Consider the following 22931-nt stretch of genomic DNA (forward strand, 5'->3'; position numbering starts at 1 on the left):
GCCGGGCTAGACGATCTGTGTGAGAGGCGTCAGCTTCTGGCCCTGGGCCGGGATGCTCGGCGCCTCTCGCGTCTCCAGGCCGAAGCTGGTGAAGGCGGTGCGGCGCGGCAGCGGGTACGGCTCCTTGCCGCTGACCGCGTTGAGGATGGTGGCGCTGCGCCAGGCCGCGAGTCCGAGGTCGGGGGCGCCGACGCCGTGGGTGTGCTTCTCGGCGTTCTGCACGTGGACGGAGCCGGTCACGGACGGGTCGAGGACCAGCCGGTACCGCTCGTCGACGCGGGCGCGCCCGGCGGAGTCGTGGCGCAGATAGGGGTCGAGGCCGGCGAGCATCCGGTCCACCGGGCGCTCCCGGTAGCCGGTGGCGAGGACGACGGCGTCGGTGGTCAGCCGCGAGCGGGTGCCCTGCTGGAGGTGCTCCAGGTGGAGTTCGACCTGGGTGGTGGCGACGCGGCCGGCCGTGCGGACCCGGACCCCGGGGGTGAGGACGGCGTCGGGCCAGCCGCCGTGCAGGGTCCTGCGGTACAGCTCGTCGTGGATGGCGGCGATGGTGTCGGCGTCGATGCCCTTGTGCAGCTGCCACTGCCGGGGCACGAGGTCGCCGCGGACGGGTTCGGGCAGGGCGTGGAAGTAGCGGGTGTAGTCGGGGGTGAAGTGCTCCAGGCCGAGCTTGGAGTACTCCATGGGGGCGAACGCCTCGGTGCGGGCCAGCCAGTGGATCCGTTCGGCTCCGGCGGGGCGGGAGCGGAGCAGGTCGAGGAAGACCTCGGCGCCGGACTGGCCGGAGCCGATGACGGTGATGTGCCCGGCGGCGAGCAGGGTCTCGCGGTGGGTGAGGTAGTCGGCGGAGTGGATCACCGGCACGCCGGGGGCGTCGGCGAGCGGCTTGAGCGGCTCGGGGACGTACGGCTCGGTTCCGACGCCGAGGACGACGTTGCGGGTGTAGGCGCGGCCCAGGGCCTCGGCCCCGCCGGCCGGGTCGACCTGTGTGAAGTCGACCTCGAACAGCCGGCGTTCGGGGTTCCAGCGCACGGAGTCGACCTGGTGGCCGAAGTGGAGCCCGGGCAGCCGTTCGCTGACCCAGCGGCAGTACGCGTCGTACTCGGCACGCTGGATGTGGAATTTCTCGGCGAAGTAGAAGGGGAACAGGCGCTCGCGGCTCTTCAGGTAGTTGAGGAAGGTCCAGGGGCTCGTCGGGTCGGCGAGGGTCACCAGGTCCGCGAGGAACGGGACCTGGAGGGTGGCGCCCTCGATGAGGAGGCCGGGGTGCCACTGGAAGGCCGGCTTCTGCTCGTAGAAGGTGGCGGCGAGGCCGCCGGGCACCCCGTGGGCGAGGGCGGCGAGGGAGAGGTTGAAGGGGCCGATGCCGACGCCCACCAGGTCGTGGGGCTGGTCGAGGTCCTGCTGAGGGGTGCTGCCGGTCATCGGTGCGTGCTGCCTTCCACGAGAGTGATGAGCTGTGCCAGGTCGCCGGGGGTGGCGTGGGGGTTGAGCAGGGTGGCCTTGAGCCAGAGGCGGCCGTCGGCGTCGGCCCGGCCGAGGACGGCCCGCCCCTCGGCGAGGAGGGTGCGGCGGATCGCGGCGACGGTCCCGTCGGTGGCGCCGGACGGCCGGAAGAGGACCGTGGTGAGGGTGGGGCGGGCCCGGAGCTCCAGCCCCGGGGCCTTCTCGACGAGGTCGGCCAGGTCCTGGGCGCGGTCCATGCAGGCGTCGACGAGTGCGCCGAGCCCGTTCCGGCCGAGGGCCCGGAGGGTGACGGCGGTCTTCAGGACGTCCGGGCGGCGGGTGGTGCGCAGCGAGCGTCCCAGGAGGTCGGGCAGTCCGGCCTCCGTGTCGTCGTCGGCGTTCAGGTACGCGGCGGTGTGGCCGAGCGCGGCCAGGTCGGCGGCCTCCCGTACGGCGAGGAGTCCGGCGGCGGCGGGCTGCCAGCCGAGTTTGTGCAGGTCGACGGTGACGGTGCGGGCCCGGTGGAGGCCGTCGAGGAGGGTCCGGTGTGTCCGGCTGAACAGGACGGGGCCTCCGTAGGCGGCGTCGACATGGAGTGTGGCGCCGTGGGCCGCGCACACGTCGGAGAGCGCGGGGAGGGGGTCGATCAGTCCCTCGTCGGTGGTGCCGGCGGTGGCGGCCACGAGGAGGGGGCCTTCGGCGCGGGTCAGGGCCTCGGCGAGGGCGGCGGGGTCCATCGTGCCGCGCGGGGTCGGCACGACGAGGGGTTCGGGCAGTCCGAGGAGCCATGCGGCGCGGCGGAAGGAGTGGTGGGCGTTGGCCCCGACGACGGTCCGTACGGTGCCGTGCCGCTCGCGGGCCAGCAGCAGGGCGAGCTGGTTGGACTCGGTGCCGCCGGTGGTGACGAGGGCGTCGGGGTGCGGCGCGGCGGGGAACACCTCGGCGGCGAGGGCCGCCGTGACCTCGTGTTCCAGTGCGGAGGCGGCCGGCGCCTGGTCCCAGGAGTCCATCGACGGGTTCAGGGCGGAGGCGGCCAGGTCGGCGGCGACGGCCAGGGCGAGGGGCGGGGTGTGGAGGTGGGCGGCGCAGAGGGGGTGGGCGGGGTCGGCGGCGCCTTCCGCGAGGGCGTGCACGAGGGTGCGGAGGGCTTCGTCGGGGCCGCTGCCGGTCTCGGGGAGTACGGGGCCGAGGGCCGCCATCCTTGCCGTGACGGCCTGCGGGCCGCCGGGCGGGAGGGGGCCGCCCCTGGCCTGCGCTCCTGCTCGGAGGGTGTCGAGGACGGTGTCCAGGAGGGGGCGGAGGGCGTCGGGGCCGGGGGTGCCTCCGGCGAGGGGTGGGGGTGCGGCACGCATGGACGACAGGGTGCCGGGGCCGGGCGGGGGCTGTCCGGGGAGTCGGTGGTTGTGACCCGAACGGGGGACGGCGCCCTGGTACTCGGGGCGCCGTCCGGGAGATGCAGGGGCCGGGTGCGGCCCGGTGGTCGGGTGGGGCCCACCCGTTCCGCCTCGGCGGAGGGCAGGCCCTCGACCCGACGGTTAGGCGCTCCGGACCGCGAGGGCGCGGCGGAGGTCGTCGAGCTGGTCGACGAGCTTGCGGCGGAGGGCCGGGATGACGGCGTCGTCGGCGAGGTGGGACTCGCCGAGGGCCAGGGAGTCGGCGTCGACGGCGTAGGACGGGAAGGCGTAGCGGCCGGCGGCCTCGGCCATGGCGGGGCCGCGGCGGGCGCCGAGGGCGGCGGCGTCGGCGTAGAAGCGCGGCACGTACGCGCGTACGAGTTCGGTGTGCTCCGGCTGCCAGAAGCCCTGGGCGGTGGCGGTGAAGAGGTAGTTGGAGAGGTCGTCCGTGTCGAAGAGGGCCGACCAGGCGGCGGCCTTCGCGGCCGGGTCCGGGAGGGCGGCGCGGCAGCGCGCGGCGCCTTCCTCGCCGGTGGCGCTGGGGTCCCGCTCCAGTTCGGCGGCGATCACGGCCTCGTCGGCGGCGCCGAGGACGGCGAGGCGGGCGAGGATGCGCCAGCGCAGCTCGGGGTCGAGCTCGGGGCCGCCGTGGACGGTGCCCTCGTCGAGCCAGGAGGCGATCTTGTCGGGGGTGGTGGCGCTGTCGATGAAGGCGCGGACGGCGGTGAGGCGGAGGCCGGGCGCCTCGCCGTCCTCGGTGCGGCGCAGCAGGGCGCGGGCGATCTCGCCGATCTTCGCGAGGGCGGCGGGGCGCTCGTCGTCGGTCACGTACCGGTCGGCGATCTGGGTGCGGGCGAAGCCGAGGACGCCCTGGAGGAGGGCGAGTTCGGTCTCCTCGGGGAGGTGGGCGAGCGCGGTCTCCAGGTACTCGGCGGGGGCGAGGTCGCCGTCGCGGACCATGTCGCGCAGGGCGTTCCAGACGACGGCGCGGGTCAGCGCGTCGGGGATGCGGGAGAGGCCGCGCAGGGCGGTCTCCTCGGACACCTCGTCGAAGCGGAGCTTGGCGTAGGTGAGGTCCTCGTCGTTGAGGACGACGAGGGCGGGACGCGGGCCGGTCAGTTCGGCGGGCGTCTCCTGTGGCACGTCGATCTCACGGCGCTCGCGCAGGACGAGGTCGCCGGACGGGTCGCGGTCGTAGACGCCGACGGAGATCCGGTGCGGGCGGCTGCCGGCGCGGTCGACGGTGAGCCGCCAGCCGGTGCCGGCGCCGTCGAGGCGGGGGGTGAGGGTGTCGACGCCGGTGGTGCGGAGCCACTGGTCGGCCCAGCCGTGGACGTCGCGGTCGGTGGCGGCGGCGAGGTTGTCGATGAAGTCGGCGAGGGTGGCGTTGCCGAACTTGTGGCGCTTGAAGTGGATGTTGATGCCGGCAAGGAAGTCCTTCTCGCCGAGCCAGGCGACGAGCTGGCGCAGCGCGGAGGCGCCCTTGGCGTAGGAGATGCCGTCGAAGTTGAGGAGGGCGGAGGCGGTGTCGGGGACGGACTCCGGGTCGGGGGCGACGGGGTGGGTGGAGGGCCGCTGGTCGGCCTCGTATCCCCATGCCTTGCGGGCGACGCCGAAGTCGACCCAGGTGTCGGGGAAGAGGTCGGAGCACGCCTCGTTGACGGTCTGGAAGCCCATGTACTCGGCGAAGGACTCGTTCAGCCAGATGTCGTCCCACCAGCGCAGGGTGACGAGGTCGCCGAACCACATGTGGGCCATCTCGTGGGCGATGACCATGGCGCGGGTCTGGCGCTCGGTGACGGTGACGGCGGACCGGAAGACGAACTCGTCGCGGAAGGTGACGAGTCCGGGGTTCTCCATGGCGCCGGCGTTGAACTCGGGGACGAACGCCTGGTCGTACGAGTCGAAGGGGTAGGGCTCGTCGAACTTCTCGTGGTAGCGGTCGTAGCAGGCCCTGGTGACGGCGAGGATCTCGTCGGCGTCGGCGTCGAGGTGGGGGGCGAGGGATCGGCGGCAGTGGATGCCGAAGGGCAGTCCGGCGTGCTCGGTGCGGACCGAGTGCCAGGGGCCGGCGGCGACGCAGACGAAGTAGGTGGAGAGCAGTGGGGTGGGGGCGGCCTTCCAGCGGCCGTCGGGCTGCTGCTCGGTGATGCCGTTGGACAGGACGGTCCAGCCTTCGGGGGCTGTGACGCCGAGCTCGAAGACGGCCTTCAGGTCGGGCTGGTCGAAGGCGGCGAAGACGCGCTGGACGTCCTCCATGAAGAGCTGGGTGTAGACGTACGACTCGCCGTCCGTCGGGTCCTTGAAGCGGTGCATGCCCTCGCCGGTGCGGGAGTACCGCATGGTGGTGCTGACGCGCAGGGTGTGCTCGCCCTCGGTGAGGCTCAGCGCGAGGCGGTTGCCGTCGAGGGTGGCGATGTCGAGGGGTTCGCCGTCGAGGAGGGCGGAGTGGAGGGTCTCGGGCTTGAGTTCGACGAAGGTGTCCCCCGCGGCGCGGGCCGTGAAGCGGATGAGACTCCGTGAGTGGAAGGTCTCGTCGCCGGTGGTGAGGTCGAGGTCCACTCGGTAGTGGTGGACGTCGAGGAGCTGGGCACGGGTCTGCGCTTCGTCGCGCGTCAGTACGGACATGGGCCCTATGCTGCCCGATGCCCAGGGCGTCGGGCAGGGGTGGTGCCGGATCCGGCGCTCAGGCGAGTCCGGAGCCGTTCAGGTGGGCGAAGGCGGCCGTGATGCGGGGGCGGTCGTATCCGGCGGGGCCCGCGGCGCCGCTGGAGAGCAGGGTGTGGAGCAGGATCCGGGCCTTGGCGGGGTCGAGGGGGCCGGCCGGGATCAGTCCGTGGTGCAGCAGGTCGTATTCGGAGCCGGGGCCGCGGTAGGTCTGCGAGAGCGTCGTGCCGCCGCCGGTGCGGGACGCCAGGACGACCGGGATGCGGCGGGCGATTTCGGCGAGCGGTTCGACGAACCAGGCGGGGGCGTGGCCGGCGCCGAAGGCGGCGACGACGAGGCCCTGGAAGCGGTGGTCGACGGCTTCGAGGAGTTCGCCGCGGTCGCCCTGGGAGAGCGTCACGAGCGCCACCCGTAGCGACGGGTCGAAGGAGAGCGGGCAGAGGGCGGTGGGGACGGCGGGGCGGAGCAGGATCCGGGGCTCGCCCTCGACGACCGTGCCGATCGGTCCGGCGCCGGGCGAGGCGAAGGTGGCGAGGGAGGTGGTGTGGGTCTTGCGGGCGAGGCGGGCGGCGTGGATCTCGTCGGCGAGGACGACCAGCACGCCGAGGTTCCGGCAGGCGGGGTCGGCGGCGACGGCGAGGGCGGCGGCGAGGTTGGCGGGGCCGTCGGCGCCGGGGAGGTCGGGGCGGCGCATGGCGCCGGTGACGGCGATCGGCTGCTCGGTGGTGCAGAGCAGGTCGAGGAGGAAGGCGGTCTCCTCCAGGGTGTCGGTGCCCTGGACGACGACCACGCCGGAGCCGTCGGCCACGGTCTTGCGCACCTCGTCCGCCAGGGCGGCGAGGTCCTCGTGGGTGAGGGAGGAGCTGGGGACGCGCCGGAAGTCGCGGATCACGACGTCCTCGGGTGCGCCGAGTTCGGCGAGGACCTCCTGGCCGGTCATGCGGGCGGCGTCGCCGCCGCGGGCCGAGATGGTGCCTCCGAGGGTGAAGACCGTGACGCGGGCCATCAGCGTGCTCCGTCCGCAATCGTCTCGTGGTGGCGGATGACCTCGGCGATGATGAAGTTGAGGAGCTTCTCCGCGAAGGCCGGGTCCAGTTTGGCGCTCTCGGCGAGTTCCCGCAGCCGGGCGATCTGACGGGCCTCGCGGGCGGGGTCGGCGGGCGGCAGCTGGTGCTCGGCCTTGAGGACGCCGACCTGCTGGGTGCACTTGAAGCGCTCGGCGAGCATGTGCACGACCGCCGCGTCGATGTTGTCGATGCTTTCGCGCAGCCGGGTCAGCTCGGCGGTGACGGTCGGGTCGATCTCGCTGGTGTCGCTCATGATCTGCGAGCTTAGACGGATCTCGGCAGGATCGTGGGCGGGTGTTCGGGATCCGGAACGCGGTCGCTCCAGCCGCCGTGCACGGAGCGTCCCTGCTGCTCGCGGAAGCGGATGGGCGCGGTGCCGACCCGGCGGGTGAAGAGGCGGGAGAAGTAGGCGGGGTCGTCGTACCCGACGCGCCGGGCGACGGCGGCGACGGGCAGTTCCGTGGCGGCGAGGAGTTCCTTGGCGCGGCCGAGGCGGACGGTGAGCAGGTAGTCCTTGGGGCTGCAGCCGGCGGCGCGGCGGACGGCGGTGCGCAGTTCGGCGGGGGTCATGCCGTGCCGGGTCGCGTGGTCGGCGACGGAGAGGGGCTGGAAGGCGTCGCGGGCGAGGGCGGCGAGCACGGGGTCGCCGTCGGCGTTGGTGTCGGCGCGGGCGCGGCGCAGGGCGACGAGGAGTTCGTGGACGGCGGCGCCGGTCTCGACCTCCAGGAGGGGGTTGCCGGGGCGGGCGGCGCGGGCGATGCGGCCGATGGCGGCGCGGGCGGGGGCGGCGTCGGAGAGGGGCACGACGGGCCGGTCGGGTTCGATGTAGCCGAGCTCGGTGTAGGTGGCGGTGGCGGGTCCGGAGAAGTCGACGAACGCCTCGTCCCAGCCGGTGCCGGGGTCGGCGCCGTAGTGGTGGGGGGTGCCGGGGGTGAGCCAGAGGAGGGCGGGGGCGGTGACGGTGGTGCGTCGGCCGTCGGCTCCCCGGTACCAGCCGCCGCCGGCGGAGACGAGGACGGCGACGTGGTGGTCGAGGGTGCGGGGGCCGACGGTGGGCAGGGTGCCGTGCTGGAGTCCGACGCCGAGGCAGACGAGGCCGAGGCGGTGGTGGACGGGGCTGGGCGTGAAATAGCGCATCCAGGTGTGGTACATGCCGCGGGCCCTTCCGTAACGTCCAAACTTCGACGATCTTTGTCCATGGACCGGCTCGCCGCCAGAGGGCGAGGGTGAGGCCATGAGCACGTTCGCTGTGGGTGACGAGGACTTTCTGCTCGACGGGCGGCCGGTGCGGCTGCTGTCGGGGGCGCTGCACTACTTCCGGGTGCACGAGGAGCAGTGGGAGCACCGGCTCGGGATGCTGCGCGCGATGGGCCTCAACTGCGTCGAGACGTACGTCCCCTGGAATCTGCACGAGCCGGGGCCGGGGAGGTACGCGGACGCGGACGCTCTCGGCCGGTTCCTGGACGCGGTGGCGCGGGCCGGGATGTGGGCGATCGTGCGCCCGGGCCCGTACATCTGCGCCGAGTGGGAGAACGGCGGGCTGCCGCACTGGCTGACCGGCCCGCTGGGGCGGCGGGTGCGGACCCTGGACCCGGAGTTCCTGGCGCCGGTGGAGACCTGGTTCCGGCGGCTGCTCCCGCAGGTGGTGGAGCGGCAGATCGACCGGGGCGGTCCGGTGGTCCTGGTCCAGGTGGAGAACGAGTACGGGAGTTACGGCAGCGACCTGGCCTATCTGGAGTGGCTGGCGCGGCTGCTGCGCGACTGCGGGGTGGGCGTGCCGCTGTTCACCTCGGACGGGCCGGAGGACCACATGCTGACGGGAGGCTCGGTCCCCGGGGTGCTCGCGACGGCGAACTTCGGTTCGGGGGCGCGCGAAGGCTTCGCGACGCTGCGGCGCCATCGGCCGTCGGGGCCGCTGATGTGCATGGAGTTCTGGTGCGGCTGGTTCGACCACTGGGGCACGGAGCACGCGGCGCGGGACGCGGCGGACGCCGCCGACGCGCTGCGGGAGATCCTGGAATGCGGGGCCTCCGTCAACCTGTACATGGCGCACGGGGGGACGAACTTCGCGGGCTGGGCCGGCGCGAACCGGGCCGGTGAGCTGCACGACGGGCCGTTGCGGCCGACGGTGACCTCGTACGACTACGACGCTCCGGTCGACGAGGCGGGGCGGCCGACGAAGAAGTTCTGGCGCTTCCGCGAGGTGCTCGCCGCGTACGCGGAGGGGCCGCTGCCGGAGGTCCCGGAACCCCCGGCGCGACTCGCGGCCCCGGTGCGGGCTGGCTTCGAGGGCTGGGCGCCGCTGGACGGGGTCCTGGAGGCGCTCGGCGGCGAGGAGTCGGTCACCCCGGTGCCGCCCACCTTCGAGGAGCTGGGGGTCGACCGGGGCCTGGTCCGCCACCGGGTGGCGGTGCCGGGGCCGCGGCAGCCGTACGCGCTGGGAGTGACCGGGCTGCGGGACCGGGCCGTCGTGTACGTCGACGGACTCCTCGCGGGGGTTCTGGACACCGCGGACGGCGAGGGCGTGACCCTCGCGGAGCCGGTGGCCGGCCCGGCGGTGGTGGACCTGTGGGTGGAGTCGCTCGGCCGGGTGAACTACGGGCCGCGGGTCGCGGAGCCGAAGGGGATCACCGGGGGCGTACGGCACGAACGGCAGTACCTGCACGGGTTCCGGTCCCGGGGGCTGCGTCTGGACGCCTTCGAGGCGGCGGCCGTGGACGGGGTGCGGTTCGAGCCGGTGGCGGACCGCGGCGGACCGGGCCTCTACCGGGGGACGCTGGAGGTGGCCGGGGCCGGGGACGCGACGCTGCGGCTGCCGGGGGCGACCCGCGGCTTCGTCTGGGTCAACGGCTTCTGCCTGGGCCGCTACTGGTCCGTCGGCCCCCAGGACGCGCTGTTCGTCCCGGGCCCGGTGCTGCGGGACGGCGCGAACGAGGTCTGGGTCCTGGAACTGGAGGGGACGGCGGAGGCGGTGGAGCTGGCCTGAGGGGGCGGCGACATCGGTGAAGCCGGCCCGAGGGCGGCGACATCGGTGAAGCCGGGCCGAGGGGCGGCGACGCCCGTGGAGCCGGCCCGAGGGGCGGTGCCTCGCGGCCGGAGGGCTGTTCCGGGCCGGACGGAGGGCCTGCGGCGGGGTGTGCCGCTCGGGGCCGGGTTGCGGATCCGGGCCAGGGGAGGGCCCCGGGGCGGATCGTCCCGGGGCCGTCCCTTCTCGGGCTACAGCGTGGCCGCGGCCGACTTGATGGCGGCGGCGAAGGTCGAGACCTCCGTGTAGACGCCCGGGTAGCCGGCCCGCGCGCAGCCCTCGCCCCAGCTCACGATGCCCACCTGGACCCAGGCACCGGCGTTGTCCTTGCGGAACATGGGGCCGCCGGAGTCGCCCTGGCAGGTGTCGACCCCGCCCTGGCTGTAGCCGGCGCAGATCTCCTCGTTCGGGACGAGGTCGCTGCCGTACGAGTTCTGGCAGGAGGCGTCCGAGACGAAGGGCACGTTGGCCTTGAGCATGTAGCGCTGCTGCCCCCCGCCCTCACGGGCGGCGCCCCAGCCGGCCACCGTGAAGGTGCCGCTGTTGTACGCGGTGGTCTCGGCGATCTTCAGGTTGGGAAGCGAGGTGATCGGGCTGGCGAGCTTGATCAGCGCCCAGTCCTTGCCCTGACCGTTGTAGCCGGGGGCCTGGAGGACCTTGGTGGACTTGACCTTGATCGCGCTGCTGCTCTGCAGGTCCACGACTCCGGCGGTGGCGGTGATGCTGGTGTTGTTGCCGGAGCCGCTCACACAGTGGGCCGCCGTGAGGACGACCTGGGGGGTGATCAGGGAGCCGCCGCAGCCCATGGAGAGCCTGACCATCCAGGGGAACTCGCCCTGAGCGGCGCGGGTGCCGCCGACGACGGGGGCGGGGGCGGCGGAGGCGGAGGTGGTGGGCTGGAGGCTGACGGCGGCCAGGACGACGGCGCCCGCCGCGGCCAGTTTCTGGAGGGTGCGGACCACACGGTTCTGCATCATGTGCCTGCTTTCGCTCGTGGGGGGTTGCCCTTGACGAGTGACATGAGCCCGTCAAGGCTTGTCCGGATTATGGACAGCGCCCAACTGCCGCCACAAGAAAGCCTTTTCGGCCATGACCGGTGAAGGGAACGTACAGTGGAGGGGAAGGGGGATCCGGTATGCCGAACCGTCACGAGGCCGACCGTGTCACCCACGGCTTCCCGCACCGCGCCACCGTCCGGGACTCGCTCACCGCGCTCTACCGGCGCGTCTCCCCCGACGGCGTGCACCGCTACCCGCTGAGCGTGCCGCCCGCCGCCGTGGCCCTCGGCGACGACGAGGACCTGCACCTCGGCACCCAGCGCGTGGCCCACGCCCTCGTCCGCCACCTGCGACTGCCCGAGGCCCGCATGGTGGTCTGCTTCCGACCCATGGAGCACGCGGCGACCGTGGAACTCACCGCCGGACCCGAGTACTTCGTGGAGCTCAACGACCGGTTCCGGACCCGCCGCAGGGACATCGGCGCGGCCCTCGCCCACGAGATCACCCACGTCCTGCTGCACCGCCTCGACCTCGGCTTCCCCGGCACCGCCGAGAACGAGGTCCTCACCGACGTCGTCACCACCTACCTGGGCGCCGGCTGGCTGCTCCTCGACGCCTACCGGCGGGACGGCGTGGAGAGCCAGAAACTCGGCTACCTGACCCCGGAGGAGTTCGGCTACGTCCTCGCCAAGCGCGCCGAGGTCTTCGGCGAGGACCCGTCCCCCTGGTTCACCAGCGCCGTGGCGTACGAGGCATGGGTACGCGGCCGGGCCGAGGCACGCCGCGAGTCCGCCCCGCCCCCGCTCGCCGGGGCCGGCTGGGCCGACCGCCGCCGGTACGACTGGGAGCGGCGCCGCGGCCGCGCGGCCCCGGGCGCCCCGTACTCCTTCGTCGGCGGCGCGCCCGCCACCGGCGTCGCCTTCCCCTGCCCGGTCTGCCGCCAGCGGCTCCGCGTCCCGGCGGGCCGGACCCTGCGGGCCCGGTGCGGGGTCTGCCGCACGGTGCTGGAGTGCGCGGGCTGAACCCGTGTGCCGGGAATGGATTTGCGCCAGGCGCGGACGGCGCGTCAGGGTCGGGGCATGAGCACGTTGTTCGACGCCATCCGCGACGGGGACGAGGACGGGGCCGTGCGGGCCCTGCGGGAGGGGGCCGACCCCGAGGACCGGGAGGACGGGGAGAGCGCGCTGTACCGGGCCGCGCTCGGGAACGAGGCCGGGATCGTCCGGCTGCTGCTCGCCGCGGGAGCGGACCCCGGGCGGCGGAGCGGGGACGACGACAGCGATCTCCCGGTGTGCGCGGCGGCCTGCGGCGGACACACCGAGGTGGTGCGGGCACTGGTCGCGGCGGGCGCCGACCCCGACCAGGAGGAAGCCTTCGGCTTCACGGCGCTCGCCTGGGCGCTCCGGCTCGGGCACGCCGACACGGCACGGGTGCTGCTGGAGCACGGGGCCGATCCCGACCGGTGCGGCCCCGACGGGCTCGTCCCGCTCGTGGCCGCGGCCCGGCGCGGCTCCACCGGCTGCGTGCGGGCCCTCCTCGACCACGGCGCGCAGTCCCGGGAGGCGGCCCTGCGGGAGGCGCGGCGGTGGATCGGGGTCGACATCGCGGCCGAGCTGCGGCGCGGGCTCGTCGCCGGGAACGAGGGCGGCGAGACGTACGAGGCGGTCGTCCGCCGGGTCCGGGAGGACGGCGGGGTGACGGTCGTCGTCGAACTGCTGCGGGAGGACGGCGCCCCCGGGCGCGGCGACGACCGGCACACCGGGCACGCGGCGATCGCCACGGTCCTGGAGTCGGCGCTCGGCCTGCGCACCCCGCACGAGGAACTCGCGGCGCGGGCCCTGCGCTGCGGCGACCCGGAGCTCGACGACTGGACGACGGCGGTGGCGGAACTGGCGGGCCGGGCCGACGAGGAGACCTTCGTCGCGGCGGCCGGCTGGTGCGCCTACCGCGACCCGCTGCGCCGGGCGTTCGGCGCGCGCGTCCTCGGCGCGCTCCCGGGCTTCGCCCCGAGCGCCGTCCCGGTGCTGCGGCGTCTCGCGGCGGACGCCGCTCCCCCGGCCCGCGAGCCCCTGCTGTCGGCGGTCCTCGCGCTCGGGGAGTGCGCGGACCCCGCCGCCGTCCCCGAACTCCTCGCGGCGGCCGGGCATCCCGGTGCCGCCGTGCGGCGGGCCACCGCGTCCGCGCTCGCCGGGATCGTCCCCGCCGGGCATGTCGAGGCCCTGGGCGTCCTCCTCGCGCTGAGCCGGGACGGCGACCCCCGGGTACGGGACTGGGCGACGCTCGCCGTGGCGGAACTGCCCGACGACACCCCGCTCGTACGGGAGGGGCTCGCGGAGCGGCTCGGCGACGACGATCCGGAGACGGCGGCCGAGGCGGCGCGCGGGCTGGCGATCCGTCAGGACCCGCGCGCCGTCGACGCCCTCGCCTCGATCCTCGCGGACGGCGCCGCGGACGGCCCGGCCCGTGAGACGGCCCTCGCCGCGCTGGAGCACGTCCACGACGTCCGTGTCAGGACCCGTCTGGAGTGGACGACGCCCCGGCGCGGCTGATTCGCCTCAGCCGCTGCTCGCCCCACCGCGTACTTCGGCCACCCGGTCCTCGACCATGTCGACGATCCGCCGCATCGCGGCCTCCGGCAGGGACGGGTTCAGGACGGCGTACCGCGCGGTCGCCCGGTCGCGCAGCAGCCGGACCAGGACGTCCGCCGGGAGGGCGGGGTGCCGGGCGGCCAGGGTCCGCAGGGACGGCTCGGGGTCGTCGAGCAGCCGGGTGGCGGCCTCCGGCGAGAGCCTCGGGTCCCGGACCGCGTCCTGCCGCACCTCGGCGGACGGGTCACGGCCGAACTCCTCGACGAGTTCCGCGGCGCAGTCGGGGTCGTCGAGCGCGAGGCGCCGCAGGCGGGGGTCGGGGTCGGCGGCGAACCGGAGCAGTCCGGCGCGCGGGAAGCGGGGATGGGTCCGGGGCCGTCCGGGATGGGAGAGGCTTCCGGTCCACCAGCGCCAGAGCTCCAGGAGCAGGTCGGCGGGGGCGTCGTCGCAGGACTCGGCGAGGAACAGCCGCACGACCCGGTCCTCGTCGCGGGCGAGGCGCGCCACGACGTCCGGCGGGAGGCGGCGGGCCCGGGCGACGCTGCTGCGGATGTACGGATGGCAGGAGGCGGCGAGCCGGCGCAGGGCCTCGGGGTCGTCGTGCAGGGCCGTCACCCAGGGCACGGGGTAGCGCAGTCCCGAGGTGTCCACGGTGACGCGGACGGCGGCCCGTTCCTCGTCGGTGAGGTCGGCGCGCAGGGCGACCGCCCGCCGGACGGCCTCCTCGGCGTCCTCGGCGAGACGGGCGACGCCGGCCGGCGGCAGGTCGGGATGGCCGGCGATCCGCAGCCGGACCTGCGGGTCCTGGTCCGCGGCGAGGCGGAGGGCGAGCGCGGGCGCGACGCGGCAGTCCTCCAGGCCGCGGAAGTCGGCATCCCGGAAGTCGGGACCGCCGAGGGCCGCGAGGCCGTCCTCGTCGAGGGGCTCGTCCCGGTGACGGCGGATCAGCGCGGCGGCACGGACCCCCTCGCCGGGGTCCGCGAGCAGGGCCTCCCGGGCGGCCGGGGCGAGGTGCGGCCAGGCGGGGCCGCAGGCGGCGGCCCGTACGGCCGGGGCCGGGTCCCCGGCGAGGGCACGGAGCGTCCCGCCCGGAAGACCGGTGAGGCGGGCTGCCGCGGCGCGGACGAGCGGCGAGGGATCGGCGGCGAGCCGCTCCCGGGTCGCCGGGCCGAGCGTCACGCCGGCCCGGGCCGCGTCCGCCGCGAAGCGCGCCCGCCGGGCGGCCGAGGGCTCGGCCGCCAGGTGCCGGTCCCACTGGGCGGGGGTCAGCTCCGTCCCGGCTTCGGAGAGGGCCCCCCGCACGCCCCGGTCCGGGTGGCCGACGGCGGCGTCGACGACGGCCGGCGGCAGGTCGTACCGGAAGACGAGATCCGCGTCCAGGGCGAGGAGGCGGATCAGCAGGTCGTCCGGGACGGACCGGTTCAGGCCGATCCAGTCCCATCCGGGGACGAACTCCCCGAGCTCGCCGTACGCCTTGTCGTGCTCGGTCATTCCTCGCCGCTCCCCCGGTCCGTGCCGTTCCGCTCCCCGCGCTCGGCCATCCTGCCTTGTAGGCCGCCTCGCCGTCGCGGGTCATTCCCCTTCGGTGAGCGCGGTCCGGGGGAGTCGCAGGCCGAGGGCTGCGGCGAGGACGTAGGCGGCGAGGACCCAGGGCATGGCGGCCTTGAGGGAGAGGTCGGCGAACCAGGCGGTGCCGATGGCGGCGGCGCCGAGCGCGCCGCCGAACTGCTGGGCGGTGGAGAAGACGCCGGAGGCGCCGCCGGCGAGTTCGGCGGGGGCGGCCGAGAGGACGATGCCGACGAGGGGGACGACGAGGAGACCGAGGCCGGCGCCGGCGACGGCGAGGCCGGGGGCCAGCGGCCAGGCGCCGGTGTGGACGGGGGACGCGGCCTCCATGGCGTACCAGACCCAGCCGTAGCCGCCCGCCATGAGGAGGGCGCCGGCGGTGGGGACGTACCGGCCGAGTCTGACGGCGAGGGGTTCGGCGGCGGGTGCGGTGAGGAAGCCGCCGAGCGAGAACGCGGCCATCAGGACGCCCGCCTGGGTCGGGGTGTAGCCCTGGCCGCCCTGGAGCCAGATCGCGAGGACGAGGAAGAAGCCCTGCATGCCGAAGGAGAACAGGAGCTGGACGGCGAGGCCGTAGGAGAAGGCCGGGACGGTGAAGAGGCGCGGGGGCAGCACCGTGCCGCGTACGGCGACCCCGGTCACCGCGGCGGCTCCGGCGGCGAGGAGCGCCCAGCCCCAGAGCGGCCAGTCCCAGCTCCGGCCCTGGACGAGCGGCAGGACGACGGCGACGAGGCCGGCGGCGAGGAGGAGGCTGCCGAGCACCGGGGGCCGGGCGGCGGCGCGTTCGCGGGTGGCGGGGACGAGGACGACGGCGGCGGCCAGGGTGAGGGCGGAGACCGGCACGTTGACGAGGAAGACGCTGCGCCAGCCGAGCCCGAAGAGGTCGGCGTCGGTGAGGACGCCGCCGAGCAGCAGTCCGATCGCGGAGGCGAAGCCGGCCACCGCCCCGTACATCCCGAAGACCTTGCCGCGGTCCTTGCCCCGGAAGAGGCTCTGGAAGGAGCCGAGCACCTGGGGCATGAGGACCGCGGCGGTCACGCCCTGCACGGCGCGGGCCGCGATCAGCTGGCCGGGGCTCTGGGCGAGGCCGCAGGCGAGGCTGGCGAGGCCGAAGCCGGCGGTGCCGGCGAGGAAGAGCGCCTTGCGGCCGTGGCGGTCGCCGAGCCGGCCCGCGACGACGAGGGTCGCGGCGAAGCCCAGGAGGTAGGCGGAGACGGTCCACTGGAGGGCGCTCTCGGAGGCGCCGAGCCCGTGCCCGAGGGAGGGCAGGGCGACGTTGACGATGGTGACGTCGACCAGGTCCATCAGGGCGGCGACCATCATGACGAAGGCGGCGGCCCAGCGGCGTGGGTGGACGGTGTACGGGTCGCCGGTGGCGGTGGTGTCGGTCGTGGCGATGGCGGGCATCTCGGCCCCTCCTTTTTATTTCGTTCGGCCTAACGAAATAAAAAGTGACATGCGGGCGCCCGTGATCGCAAGTCTTTCGTTCGGGCGAACTAAATGAATTTTGCTAGGCTTCCCCCATGCCCACGAGCGAGCAGGACGCAGGAGGACGCGCCGAGGTCGTCGCCGCCCTCACGGCCGCCGGCCGGGACTCCAGCGCCGCGTCCGTCGCCTTCCACTCGGCGATCGCGGCCCAGCAGGACCTGGGCGCCACCGAGACCAAGACCCTCGACCTGCTCGACCGGCACGGCCCGCTCACCGCCAAGGAGCTGGCCGAGCACTCGGGCCTCGCCCCCGCCTCCGTCACCGGGCTCGTCGACCGCCTCGAACGCAAGGGCTTCGTCCGCAGGGTGAAGCACCCGACGGACAAGCGCCGGGTGCTGGTCGAGCCCCGCCCCGAGAAGCTGGCCGAGCTGGCCCCGCTCTTCGACGACTGGGCCCGCGAAGTGCACGAGCTCTACGAGGAGTTCACCACCGAGGAGCTGGCCACGGTCACCCGCTTCCTCACCGGGGCGACCGAGCGCCAGCGCGCCGCGACCAAGCGGCTCTCGGAGTAGCGCCGCCCGGTCGGGCGCCTCGCCGATCGGACCCCGCGCCCCGCCCCTCAGGCCCCGTACACCGGGCTCGGCGGCTCCGCCTCCGCGAGGAGCCTGCGGGCGGTCTCCCCCGCCTCCGCCGGGGTCCTGCGCCCGTCCTTGTCCGCCGTCGGGCCGGGCCGCCAGCCCTCCATGACGGTGAGGCGGCCACCCTCGGCCTCGAAGACCCGACCGGTCACACCCTCCGAGGCGGCCGAGCCCAGCCACACCACCAGCGGCGAGACGTCCTCGGGCAGGGCGTCGAGACCGTCGAAGACCCGCTCGGTCATCCGGGTCCTGGCGGCCGGCGCGATCGCGTTGACCTGGACGCCGTAGCGGGCCAGCTCCGCCGCCGCGACGAGGGTGAGGCCGACGATCGCGGCCTTGGCGGCCGCGTAGTTGCCCTGCCCGACGCTGCCGAGGAGTCCGGCGCCCGAGGTGGTGTGGACGACCCGCGCCCGCGGCGTCCGCCCGGCCTTCGCCTCGGCCCGCCAGTGCGCGGCGGCCTGCCGCAGCGGCAGGAAGTGCCCCTTCCCGTGGACCCGCATGACGGCGTCCCAGTCCTTCTCGTCGAGGTTGACGAGCATCCGGTCGCGCAGGAAGCCCGCGTTGCTGACGAGGGTGTCGAGCCGCCCGTACGCGTCGAGGGCGGTGGCGACCAGAGAGGCGGCGCCCCCGGTGGTGGCGATGTCGCCGCCGTGGGCGCGGGCCTCGCCGCCCGCCGCCCTGATCTCCTCGACGACCTCCGTCGCCGGGCTGTCGGGCCCGGGGCGCCCGTCGAGCCCGACCCCGAGGTCGTTGACCACGACCTTGGCCCCTTCGGCGGCGAAGGCCAGCGCGTGCGCCCGGCCGAGCCCCCGTCCGGCTCCCGTCACGATCACCACGCGTCCGTCGCAGAGTCCCATGTCAGCTCTCCTTGTTGGCAGTTGCGGCGTCCAGGAAGGCGGGGCGTTCGCCGCCGCCGTGCACGAGGAGCGAGGCCCCCGAGACGTAGGCCGCCCGGTCGGAGGCGAGGAAGACGGCGGCTTCCCCGATCTCGTCCGGTGCGGCGAGCCGGCCCAGCGGCACGGTCCGGCCGACGGCGGCGATCCCGTCGTCGTCGCCGTAGTGCAGTGGGGACAGTTCGGTTCTGACCATGCCGACGACGAGGGTGTTGACCCGTACGTCGGGGGCCCATTCGACGGCCATCGACCGGGCGAGGTTCTCCAGTCCCGCCTTGGCCGCGCCATAGGCGGCGGTGCCCGGTGAGGGCCGGGTGCCGCTGACGCTGCCGATCATGACGACCGCGCCGCGCGAGGCGCGGAGCAGCGGGTGGGCGGCGAGGCTGACGGCGAGCGGGGCGGTGAGGTTCAGCTCGACCACGCGCGCGTGGCGTTCGGCCTCGCCTTCGTCGAGGAGGCGGTACGGGGTGCCGCCCGCGTTGTTGACGAGGACGTCGAGCCGCCCGTACCGCTCGGCGAGGGTGGTGGTGAGGAACTCCCGCACGGCGGCGGGTTCCCGCAGGTCGAGCGGGTGGAAGTCGGCGGTGCGGCCCGCCGCTTCGACCGGTGCGTCCGGGGGTCTGCGGGCGCAGACGGCGACCCGGGCGCCGGCTCGCAGAAAGGCGCGTGCGATGCCCGCGCCGACGCCCCGGGTTCCGCCGGTGACGAGCACGACCCTCCCGTCCAGCTCCATCGGCTGCTACCTTCCTCTGCAAGAGGTTACCTAACAAACGTTTGGTGGAAAGGTAGCTGATCCGCTCATGGGTGTCTCCACCTCCCGCCCCATCCCGGGCGTGGCTCTGGTCACCGTCGACTTCCCGCCCGTCAACGCCCTGCCCGTCAAGGGCTGGTACGCGCTCGCCGACGCCGTCCGCGCGGCGGGCCGCGACCCCGGGGTCCGCTGCGCCGTCCTCACCGCCGAGGGCCGCGGCTTCAACGCGGGCGTCGACATCAAGGAGTTGCAGCGCGACCCCGGCCCCACCTCCCTGATCGGCGCCAACAGCGGCTGCGCCGAGGCTTTCGCGGCGGTCTACGAGTGCGAGGTGCCGGTCGTCGCGGCCGTCGCGGGCCACTGCCTCGGCGGCGGCATCGGGCTCGTCGGCAACGCGGACGCGATCGTCGCCGCCGACGACGCCGTCTTCGGCCTCCCCGAGCTGGACCGGGGCGCGCTCGGCGCCGCCACCCACCTCGCCCGGCTGGTCCCGCAGCACCTGATGCGGGCCCTGTACTACACCTCGCGGACCGTGACCGCCGCCGAACTGCACGCCCACGGGTCGGTGTGGAGGGTGGTCCCGCGGTCCGGGCTCCTCCCGGCGGCACTGGAGCTGGCGGGCGAGATCGCGGCGAAGGACGGGACGCTCGTCCGGCTCGCCAAGGCCGCGATCAACGGCATCGACCCCGTGGACGTGCGGCGCAGCTACCGCTTCGAGCAGGGCTTCACCTTCGAGGCCCATGTCAGCGGGGTCGCCGACCGGGTCCGCGACACCTTCGGGAAGGAGGACTCCCCGTGACCGACAAGACCATGACCCCCGAGGACGTGGTGGGGCGGCTGCGCTCCGGGATGACGCTCGGCATCGGCGGCTGGGGCTCGCGCCGCAAGCCGATGGCCCTGGTCAGAGCGTTGATCCGGTCCGAGATCACCGATCTCACGGTGATCTCGTACGGCGGCCCCGACGTGGGCCTGCTCGCCGCGGCCGGACGGATCCGGCGGCTCATCGCCCCCTTCGTCACCCTGGACTCGATCCCCCTCGAACCGCACTTCAGGGCCGCCCGCGAGAACGGCACCCTGGCGCTGACCGAACTCGACGAGGCCATGTTCATGTGGGGGCTGCACGCCGCCGCCCACCGGCTGCCCTTCCTGCCCGTCCGCGCCGGCCTCGGCTCGGACGTCATGCGGGTCAACCCCGGACTGCGGACCGTCACCTCGCCGTACGAGGACGGCGAGGAGTTCGTCGCCGTGCCGGCCCTGCGGATGGACGCCGCGCTGGTCCACGTCAACCGCGCCGACCGGCTCGGCAACGGCCAGTACCTGGGCCCCGACCCGTACTTCGACGACCTGTTCTGCGAGGCCGCCGACACCGCGTACGTCTCCTGCGAGCGGCTCGTCGAGGACGGCTTCGGCCCGGACACCGTCCCGCAGTCCCTCCTCATCAGCCGGCACAGCGTCACCGGGGTCGTCGAGACACCGAACGGGGCGCACTTCACCTCCTGCGTCCCCGACCACGACCGCGACGAGCCCTTCCAGAAGCTCTACGCGACCACCCCCTGGCCCGAGTTCGCCGCCCGCTTCCTCGGCGGCGCGAGCGAGGAGGACTACCAGCGCGCCGTCCAGACCTGGCAGAAGGAGCAGCAGTGAGCAGCCCGGCCGCCCCGCCCACCGCGCCCGTCACCCGCGCCGAGTACTGCGTCGTCGCCTGCGCCGAGGCATGGCGGGGCGCCGGCGAGATCCTCGCCAGCCCCATGGGCGTCGTCCCGTCCGTCGGCGCCCGCCTCGCCCGGCGCACCTTCTCCCCCGACCTGCTGCTCACCGACGGCGAGGCGATGCTCGTCGGCCCCGACGGGCGGCCCGAGGGCTGGCTGCCGTACCGCCGCCACCTCGCGATGGTCACCGGCGGACGGCGGCACGTGATGATGGGCGCGAGCCAGATCGACCGGTACGGCAACCAGAACATCTCCTGCGTCGGCGACTGGGAACGCCCCACCCGGCAGCTGCTCGGAGTACGCGGCGCACCGGCCAACACCCTTAACAACCCGGTGAGTTACTGGATCCCCCGGCACTCGCGGCGGGTCTTCGTCGAGCGGGTCGACATGGTCTGCGGGGTGGGGTACGACCGCGCCGGCGACGCCCCGTACCACCGGCTGGTGCGGGTCGTCAGCGACCTCGGGGTCTTCGACTTCGCCACCCCCGACCACCGGATGCGGCTCGTGTCGGTGCACCCGGGCGTGACGGTGGACGAGGTGCGGGCCGCGACCGGCTTCGACCTGGCGGGCGGCGACGACGTGCCGCCGACCCGTGAGCCGAGCGCCGAGGAGCTGCGGCTCGTCCGCGAGGTCATCGACCCCCGGGGGCTGCGGGAGCGCGAGGTCGCTCCCCGATGAGGACCGCCCTCACCGAGCTGACCGGTGTCCGCCACCCGATCGTGCAGACCGGCATGGGGTGGGTCGCCGGGCCCCGGCTGGTCTCCGCCACCGCGAACGCGGGCGCGCTCGGCATCCTCGCCTCCGCCACGATGGCCGTCGACGAACTGCGGGCCGCCGTCCGCGAGGTGAGGTCCCGCACCGACCGGCCCTTCGGGGTGAACCTGCGCGCCGACGCCGGCGACGCCCGCGAACGGGTCCGGATCATCGTCGAGGAGGGCGTACGGGTCGCCTCCTTCGCCCTCGCCCCGTCCCGCGACCTGATCGCCGAACTCAAGGACGCCGGCGTCGTCGTGATCCCCTCCGTCGGTGCCCGGCGGCACGCCGAGAAGGTCGCCGCCTGGGGTGCCGACGCGGTCCTCGTCCAGGGCGGCGAGGGCGGCGGGCACACCGGCGAGGTCGCGACGACCGTGCTGCTCCCGCAGGTCGTCGATGCCGTGGACGTCCCGGTGATCGCCGCGGGCGGCTTCCGCGACGGGCGCGGTCTGGTCGCCGCCCTCGCCCACGGGGCCGCGGGCGTCGCCATGGGCACCCGCTTCCTGCTCACCTCCGACTCGACCGTGCCGGACGCGGTGAAGGCCCGTTACCTGGCGGCCACGGTCAAGGACGTCACGGTCACCACCGCCGTCGACGGGCTCCCGCACCGGATGCTCCGCACCGAGCTCGTCGCCTCCCTCGAACGGGCCGGGCGGGTACGGGGACTGGCGCGGGCCGTCCGCCATGCGGCCCGCTTCCGCCGACTGTCCGGGCTGTCCTGGCCCGCGATGGTCCGCGACGGCCTGGCCATGCGCCACGGCAAGGACCTCTCCTGGAGCCAGGTGCTGCTCGCCGCGAACACGCCCGTGCTGCTGCGGGCCTCCATGGTCGAGGGCCGCGCCGACCTCGGTGTGATGGCCGCCGGGCAGGTCGCCGGGGTCATCGAGGACCTCCCCAGCTGCGAGGAGCTGGTCACCCGGATCATGGCCGAGGCCGCGCAGGTGCTCCGCACGCTTCCCCGTCCCGATTCCGACCGTCCGTAAGGGAGTCCGGCCATGTCCCTGTCCCGACGCGCGCTGCTCACCACCACCGGTGCCACCGCCCTGCTCGCGGTCCTGCCCACGGACGCGAACGCCCGCCCCCGCGGCCGGTTTACCACCGCGATCCGGCAGATCCCGCTCCAGGGCGCGGTCAACGTCCGCGACCTCGGCGGCTACCGCACGTACGACGGGGCCCTGGTCCGGCACGGTCTCGCCTACCGGGGCGACCATCTCGGCAAGCTCACCGACGCCGACGTCGCCGCCCTCGCCGGGCTCGGCCTCGGCACCGTCGTCGACCTGCGGATCCCCCTGGAGGTCGGGTACGACGGGGCGGACCGGCTGCCGGCCGGCACGGTCCCGGTCGCCCGGCCCGTCACCGACCACGGCCTCTTCGGGCAGCTGCTCGCCGCGATCGGCTCGCGGGACCCGGTGCGGCAGGAGGAGATGCTGGGCGGCGGGCGGGCCGCCGCCTTCATGCGCGAGGTGTACCGGACCTTCGTCACCGACCCGGCGAACCGGGCCGCGCTGGCGGCCACCCTGCGGGACCTGGCCGATCGCGACCGGGGGCCGCTGCTGCTGCACTGCACCTCGGGCAAGGACCGCACCGGCTGGACGAGCTGGCTCCTGCTCGTCCTGCTCGGGGTGCCCGAGGGCGCCGCCCGCGCGGACTACCTGGCCTCCAACACCTTCCGCGCCGCGTACGACGCGCGGCTGCGGGAGGGGCTGAAACAGGGCGGCCTGATGCGGAACCCGAAGCTGATCGTGCCGCTCCAGGAGGTGCGGGCCGAGTACCTCGACACCGCCCTCGACCAGGTCCGCGCCTCGTGCGGGAGCCTGTTCCGCTACGTGTCGGTCGGCCTCGGCCTGGAGCCGCGCGAGCTGCTCGCGCTCCGCGAACGGCTGGTGGCCGGCGCCTGACGCCCGCCACGACCCGCACCGGCACCGGCACCGGAGGCGGCACCGCGCCCGGCTCCCGCGCCGGAGGCGGCGCCCCGGCCCGCGCCGGTCCCGCGGCCCGCGCCGGACGCCGT

General features: G+C 74.8%; 20 protein-coding genes. 9 read left to right on the top strand and 11 right to left on the bottom strand.

The annotated features are described in order from the left end of the window. Positions 1–6: 6 nt before the first annotated feature. The 6 genes from ACFVZH_RS26760 to ACFVZH_RS26785 form a co-directional block, all read right to left on the bottom strand. Positions 7–1422: a lysine N(6)-hydroxylase/L-ornithine N(5)-oxygenase family protein gene (locus ACFVZH_RS26760; protein ID WP_384901023.1), complete on the bottom strand. Its 1416-nt coding sequence runs from the start codon at positions 1420–1422 to the stop codon at positions 7–9. Beyond that, positions 1419–2795, bottom strand: a complete 1377-nt coding sequence (locus tag ACFVZH_RS26765; RefSeq protein ID WP_384901024.1) for a pyridoxal phosphate-dependent decarboxylase family protein — start codon at positions 2793–2795, stop codon at positions 1419–1421. Before ACFVZH_RS26765 ends, ACFVZH_RS26760 begins: the two co-directional genes overlap by 4 nt. Positions 2796–2978: 183 nt before the next feature. After that, entirely contained in the window at positions 2979–5465 is a 2487-nt protein-coding gene (gene pepN, locus ACFVZH_RS26770) for an aminopeptidase N (RefSeq protein ID WP_384901026.1), read from the bottom strand. 58 nt (positions 5466–5523) lie between these two features. After that, the gene (locus tag ACFVZH_RS26775) at positions 5524–6510 is read right to left on the bottom strand and encodes an asparaginase (protein WP_384901027.1); all 987 of its coding nucleotides are present in this window, start codon (positions 6508–6510) and stop codon (positions 5524–5526) included. After that, positions 6510–6824, bottom strand: coding sequence for a chorismate mutase (locus ACFVZH_RS26780; RefSeq protein WP_017238715.1), 315 nt, complete (start codon positions 6822–6824; stop codon positions 6510–6512). The genes ACFVZH_RS26775 and ACFVZH_RS26780 overlap by 1 nt, the downstream gene beginning before the upstream one ends. 11 nt (positions 6825–6835) lie before the next feature. Then, positions 6836–7723, bottom strand: a complete 888-nt coding sequence (locus ACFVZH_RS26785) for an AraC family transcriptional regulator (protein WP_384901029.1) — start codon at positions 7721–7723, stop codon at positions 6836–6838. 82 nt (positions 7724–7805) lie between these two features. Here ACFVZH_RS26785 and ACFVZH_RS26790 point away from each other — a divergent pair, with 82 nt between their 5' ends. Further along, positions 7806–9557, top strand: a complete 1752-nt coding sequence (locus tag ACFVZH_RS26790; protein ID WP_384901031.1) for a beta-galactosidase family protein — start codon at positions 7806–7808, stop codon at positions 9555–9557. A 230-nt stretch (positions 9558–9787) separates the two neighbouring features. Here ACFVZH_RS26790 and ACFVZH_RS26795 read toward each other — a convergent pair whose 3' ends face one another. Continuing rightward, a complete protein-coding gene (locus ACFVZH_RS26795; RefSeq protein WP_384901033.1) occupies positions 9788–10573 on the bottom strand; it encodes a S1 family peptidase in 786 nt (261 codons plus the stop codon). Positions 10574–10731: 158 nt separating this feature from the next. Between ACFVZH_RS26795 and ACFVZH_RS26800 the strand changes: the two genes are divergently transcribed. After that, entirely contained in the window at positions 10732–11616 is an 885-nt protein-coding gene (locus tag ACFVZH_RS26800) for a hypothetical protein (RefSeq protein ID WP_384901034.1), read from the top strand. A gap of 57 nt (positions 11617–11673) precedes the next feature. Next, positions 11674–13143 (top strand): ankyrin repeat domain-containing protein, encoded by a 1470-nt coding sequence (locus tag ACFVZH_RS26805; protein ID WP_384901036.1) that lies wholly within the window; start codon positions 11674–11676, stop codon positions 13141–13143. A gap of 6 nt (positions 13144–13149) precedes the next feature. Here the strand turns inward: ACFVZH_RS26805 and ACFVZH_RS26810 are convergent, their stop codons facing one another. After that, positions 13150–14673 carry a PE-PGRS family protein gene (locus tag ACFVZH_RS26810; RefSeq protein ID WP_384901037.1) on the bottom strand — a complete coding sequence of 508 codons (1524 nt, stop codon included), beginning with the start codon at positions 14671–14673 and terminating at the stop codon, positions 13150–13152. Positions 14674–14754: 81 nt separating this feature from the next. Further along, the gene (locus ACFVZH_RS26815; RefSeq protein ID WP_384901039.1) at positions 14755–16155 is read right to left on the bottom strand and encodes an MFS transporter; all 1401 of its coding nucleotides are present in this window, start codon (positions 16153–16155) and stop codon (positions 14755–14757) included. Positions 16156–16271: 116 nt separating this feature from the next. Here ACFVZH_RS26815 and ACFVZH_RS26820 point away from each other — a divergent pair, with 116 nt between their 5' ends. Then, the gene (locus ACFVZH_RS26820) at positions 16272–16748 is read left to right on the top strand and encodes a MarR family winged helix-turn-helix transcriptional regulator (RefSeq protein ID WP_384901041.1); all 477 of its coding nucleotides are present in this window, start codon (positions 16272–16274) and stop codon (positions 16746–16748) included. A gap of 47 nt (positions 16749–16795) precedes the next feature. Here the strand turns inward: ACFVZH_RS26820 and ACFVZH_RS26825 are convergent, their stop codons facing one another. Together ACFVZH_RS26825 and ACFVZH_RS26830 are read right to left on the bottom strand one after the other, a co-directional pair. Continuing rightward, positions 16796–17671 (bottom strand): SDR family oxidoreductase, encoded by an 876-nt coding sequence (locus ACFVZH_RS26825; RefSeq protein WP_384901043.1) that lies wholly within the window; start codon positions 17669–17671, stop codon positions 16796–16798. A gap of 1 nt (position 17672) precedes the next feature. Further along, entirely contained in the window at positions 17673–18440 is a 768-nt protein-coding gene (locus ACFVZH_RS26830; RefSeq protein WP_384901045.1) for an SDR family oxidoreductase, read from the bottom strand. Positions 18441–18507: 67 nt separating this feature from the next. Here ACFVZH_RS26830 and ACFVZH_RS26835 point away from each other — a divergent pair, with 67 nt between their 5' ends. From ACFVZH_RS26835 to ACFVZH_RS26855, 5 genes are read left to right on the top strand one after another with little or no spacing between them, the layout of a single operon-like run. After that, the gene (locus tag ACFVZH_RS26835) at positions 18508–19257 is read left to right on the top strand and encodes an enoyl-CoA hydratase family protein (protein WP_384901047.1); all 750 of its coding nucleotides are present in this window, start codon (positions 18508–18510) and stop codon (positions 19255–19257) included. After that, a complete protein-coding gene (locus ACFVZH_RS26840; protein ID WP_384901048.1) occupies positions 19254–20102 on the top strand; it encodes a CoA transferase subunit A in 849 nt (282 codons plus the stop codon). The genes ACFVZH_RS26835 and ACFVZH_RS26840 overlap by 4 nt, the downstream gene beginning before the upstream one ends. Then, a complete protein-coding gene (locus ACFVZH_RS26845; protein WP_384901050.1) occupies positions 20099–20845 on the top strand; it encodes a CoA-transferase subunit beta in 747 nt (248 codons plus the stop codon). The genes ACFVZH_RS26840 and ACFVZH_RS26845 overlap by 4 nt, the downstream gene beginning before the upstream one ends. Next, entirely contained in the window at positions 20842–21903 is a 1062-nt protein-coding gene (locus ACFVZH_RS26850; protein ID WP_384901052.1) for an NAD(P)H-dependent flavin oxidoreductase, read from the top strand. Before ACFVZH_RS26845 ends, ACFVZH_RS26850 begins: the two co-directional genes overlap by 4 nt. Before the next feature lie 12 nt (positions 21904–21915). Continuing rightward, positions 21916–22818, top strand: coding sequence for a tyrosine-protein phosphatase (locus ACFVZH_RS26855; RefSeq protein ID WP_384901054.1), 903 nt, complete (start codon positions 21916–21918; stop codon positions 22816–22818). Positions 22819–22931: the final 113 nt, after the last annotated feature.

The sequence above is a fragment of the Streptomyces sp. NPDC059534 genome (assembly GCF_042743475.1).
GTDB lineage: Bacteria > Actinomycetota > Actinomycetes > Streptomycetales > Streptomycetaceae > Streptomyces.

Coding starts and splice junctions, on each gene's coding strand:
- ACFVZH_RS26760 (WP_384901023.1), bottom strand. CDS start 1,422: ATGACCGGCAGCACCCCTCAGCAGGACCTCGACCAGCCCCACGACCTG.
- ACFVZH_RS26765 (WP_384901024.1), bottom strand. CDS start 2,795: ATGCGTGCCGCACCCCCACCCCTCGCCGGAGGCACCCCCGGCCCCGAC.
- pepN (WP_384901026.1), bottom strand. CDS start 5,465: ATGTCCGTACTGACGCGCGACGAAGCGCAGACCCGTGCCCAGCTCCTC.
- ACFVZH_RS26775 (WP_384901027.1), bottom strand. CDS start 6,510: ATGGCCCGCGTCACGGTCTTCACCCTCGGAGGCACCATCTCGGCCCGC.
- ACFVZH_RS26780 (WP_017238715.1), bottom strand. CDS start 6,824: ATGAGCGACACCAGCGAGATCGACCCGACCGTCACCGCCGAGCTGACC.
- ACFVZH_RS26785 (WP_384901029.1), bottom strand. CDS start 7,723: ATGTACCACACCTGGATGCGCTATTTCACGCCCAGCCCCGTCCACCAC.
- ACFVZH_RS26790 (WP_384901031.1), top strand. CDS start 7,806: ATGAGCACGTTCGCTGTGGGTGACGAGGACTTTCTGCTCGACGGGCGG.
- ACFVZH_RS26795 (WP_384901033.1), bottom strand. CDS start 10,573: ATGATGCAGAACCGTGTGGTCCGCACCCTCCAGAAACTGGCCGCGGCG.
- ACFVZH_RS26800 (WP_384901034.1), top strand. CDS start 10,732: ATGCCGAACCGTCACGAGGCCGACCGTGTCACCCACGGCTTCCCGCAC.
- ACFVZH_RS26805 (WP_384901036.1), top strand. CDS start 11,674: ATGAGCACGTTGTTCGACGCCATCCGCGACGGGGACGAGGACGGGGCC.
- ACFVZH_RS26810 (WP_384901037.1), bottom strand. CDS start 14,673: ATGACCGAGCACGACAAGGCGTACGGCGAGCTCGGGGAGTTCGTCCCC.
- ACFVZH_RS26815 (WP_384901039.1), bottom strand. CDS start 16,155: ATGCCCGCCATCGCCACGACCGACACCACCGCCACCGGCGACCCGTAC.
- ACFVZH_RS26820 (WP_384901041.1), top strand. CDS start 16,272: ATGCCCACGAGCGAGCAGGACGCAGGAGGACGCGCCGAGGTCGTCGCC.
- ACFVZH_RS26825 (WP_384901043.1), bottom strand. CDS start 17,671: ATGGGACTCTGCGACGGACGCGTGGTGATCGTGACGGGAGCCGGACGG.
- ACFVZH_RS26830 (WP_384901045.1), bottom strand. CDS start 18,440: ATGGAGCTGGACGGGAGGGTCGTGCTCGTCACCGGCGGAACCCGGGGC.
- ACFVZH_RS26835 (WP_384901047.1), top strand. CDS start 18,508: ATGGGTGTCTCCACCTCCCGCCCCATCCCGGGCGTGGCTCTGGTCACC.
- ACFVZH_RS26850 (WP_384901052.1), top strand. CDS start 20,842: ATGAGGACCGCCCTCACCGAGCTGACCGGTGTCCGCCACCCGATCGTG.
- ACFVZH_RS26855 (WP_384901054.1), top strand. CDS start 21,916: ATGTCCCTGTCCCGACGCGCGCTGCTCACCACCACCGGTGCCACCGCC.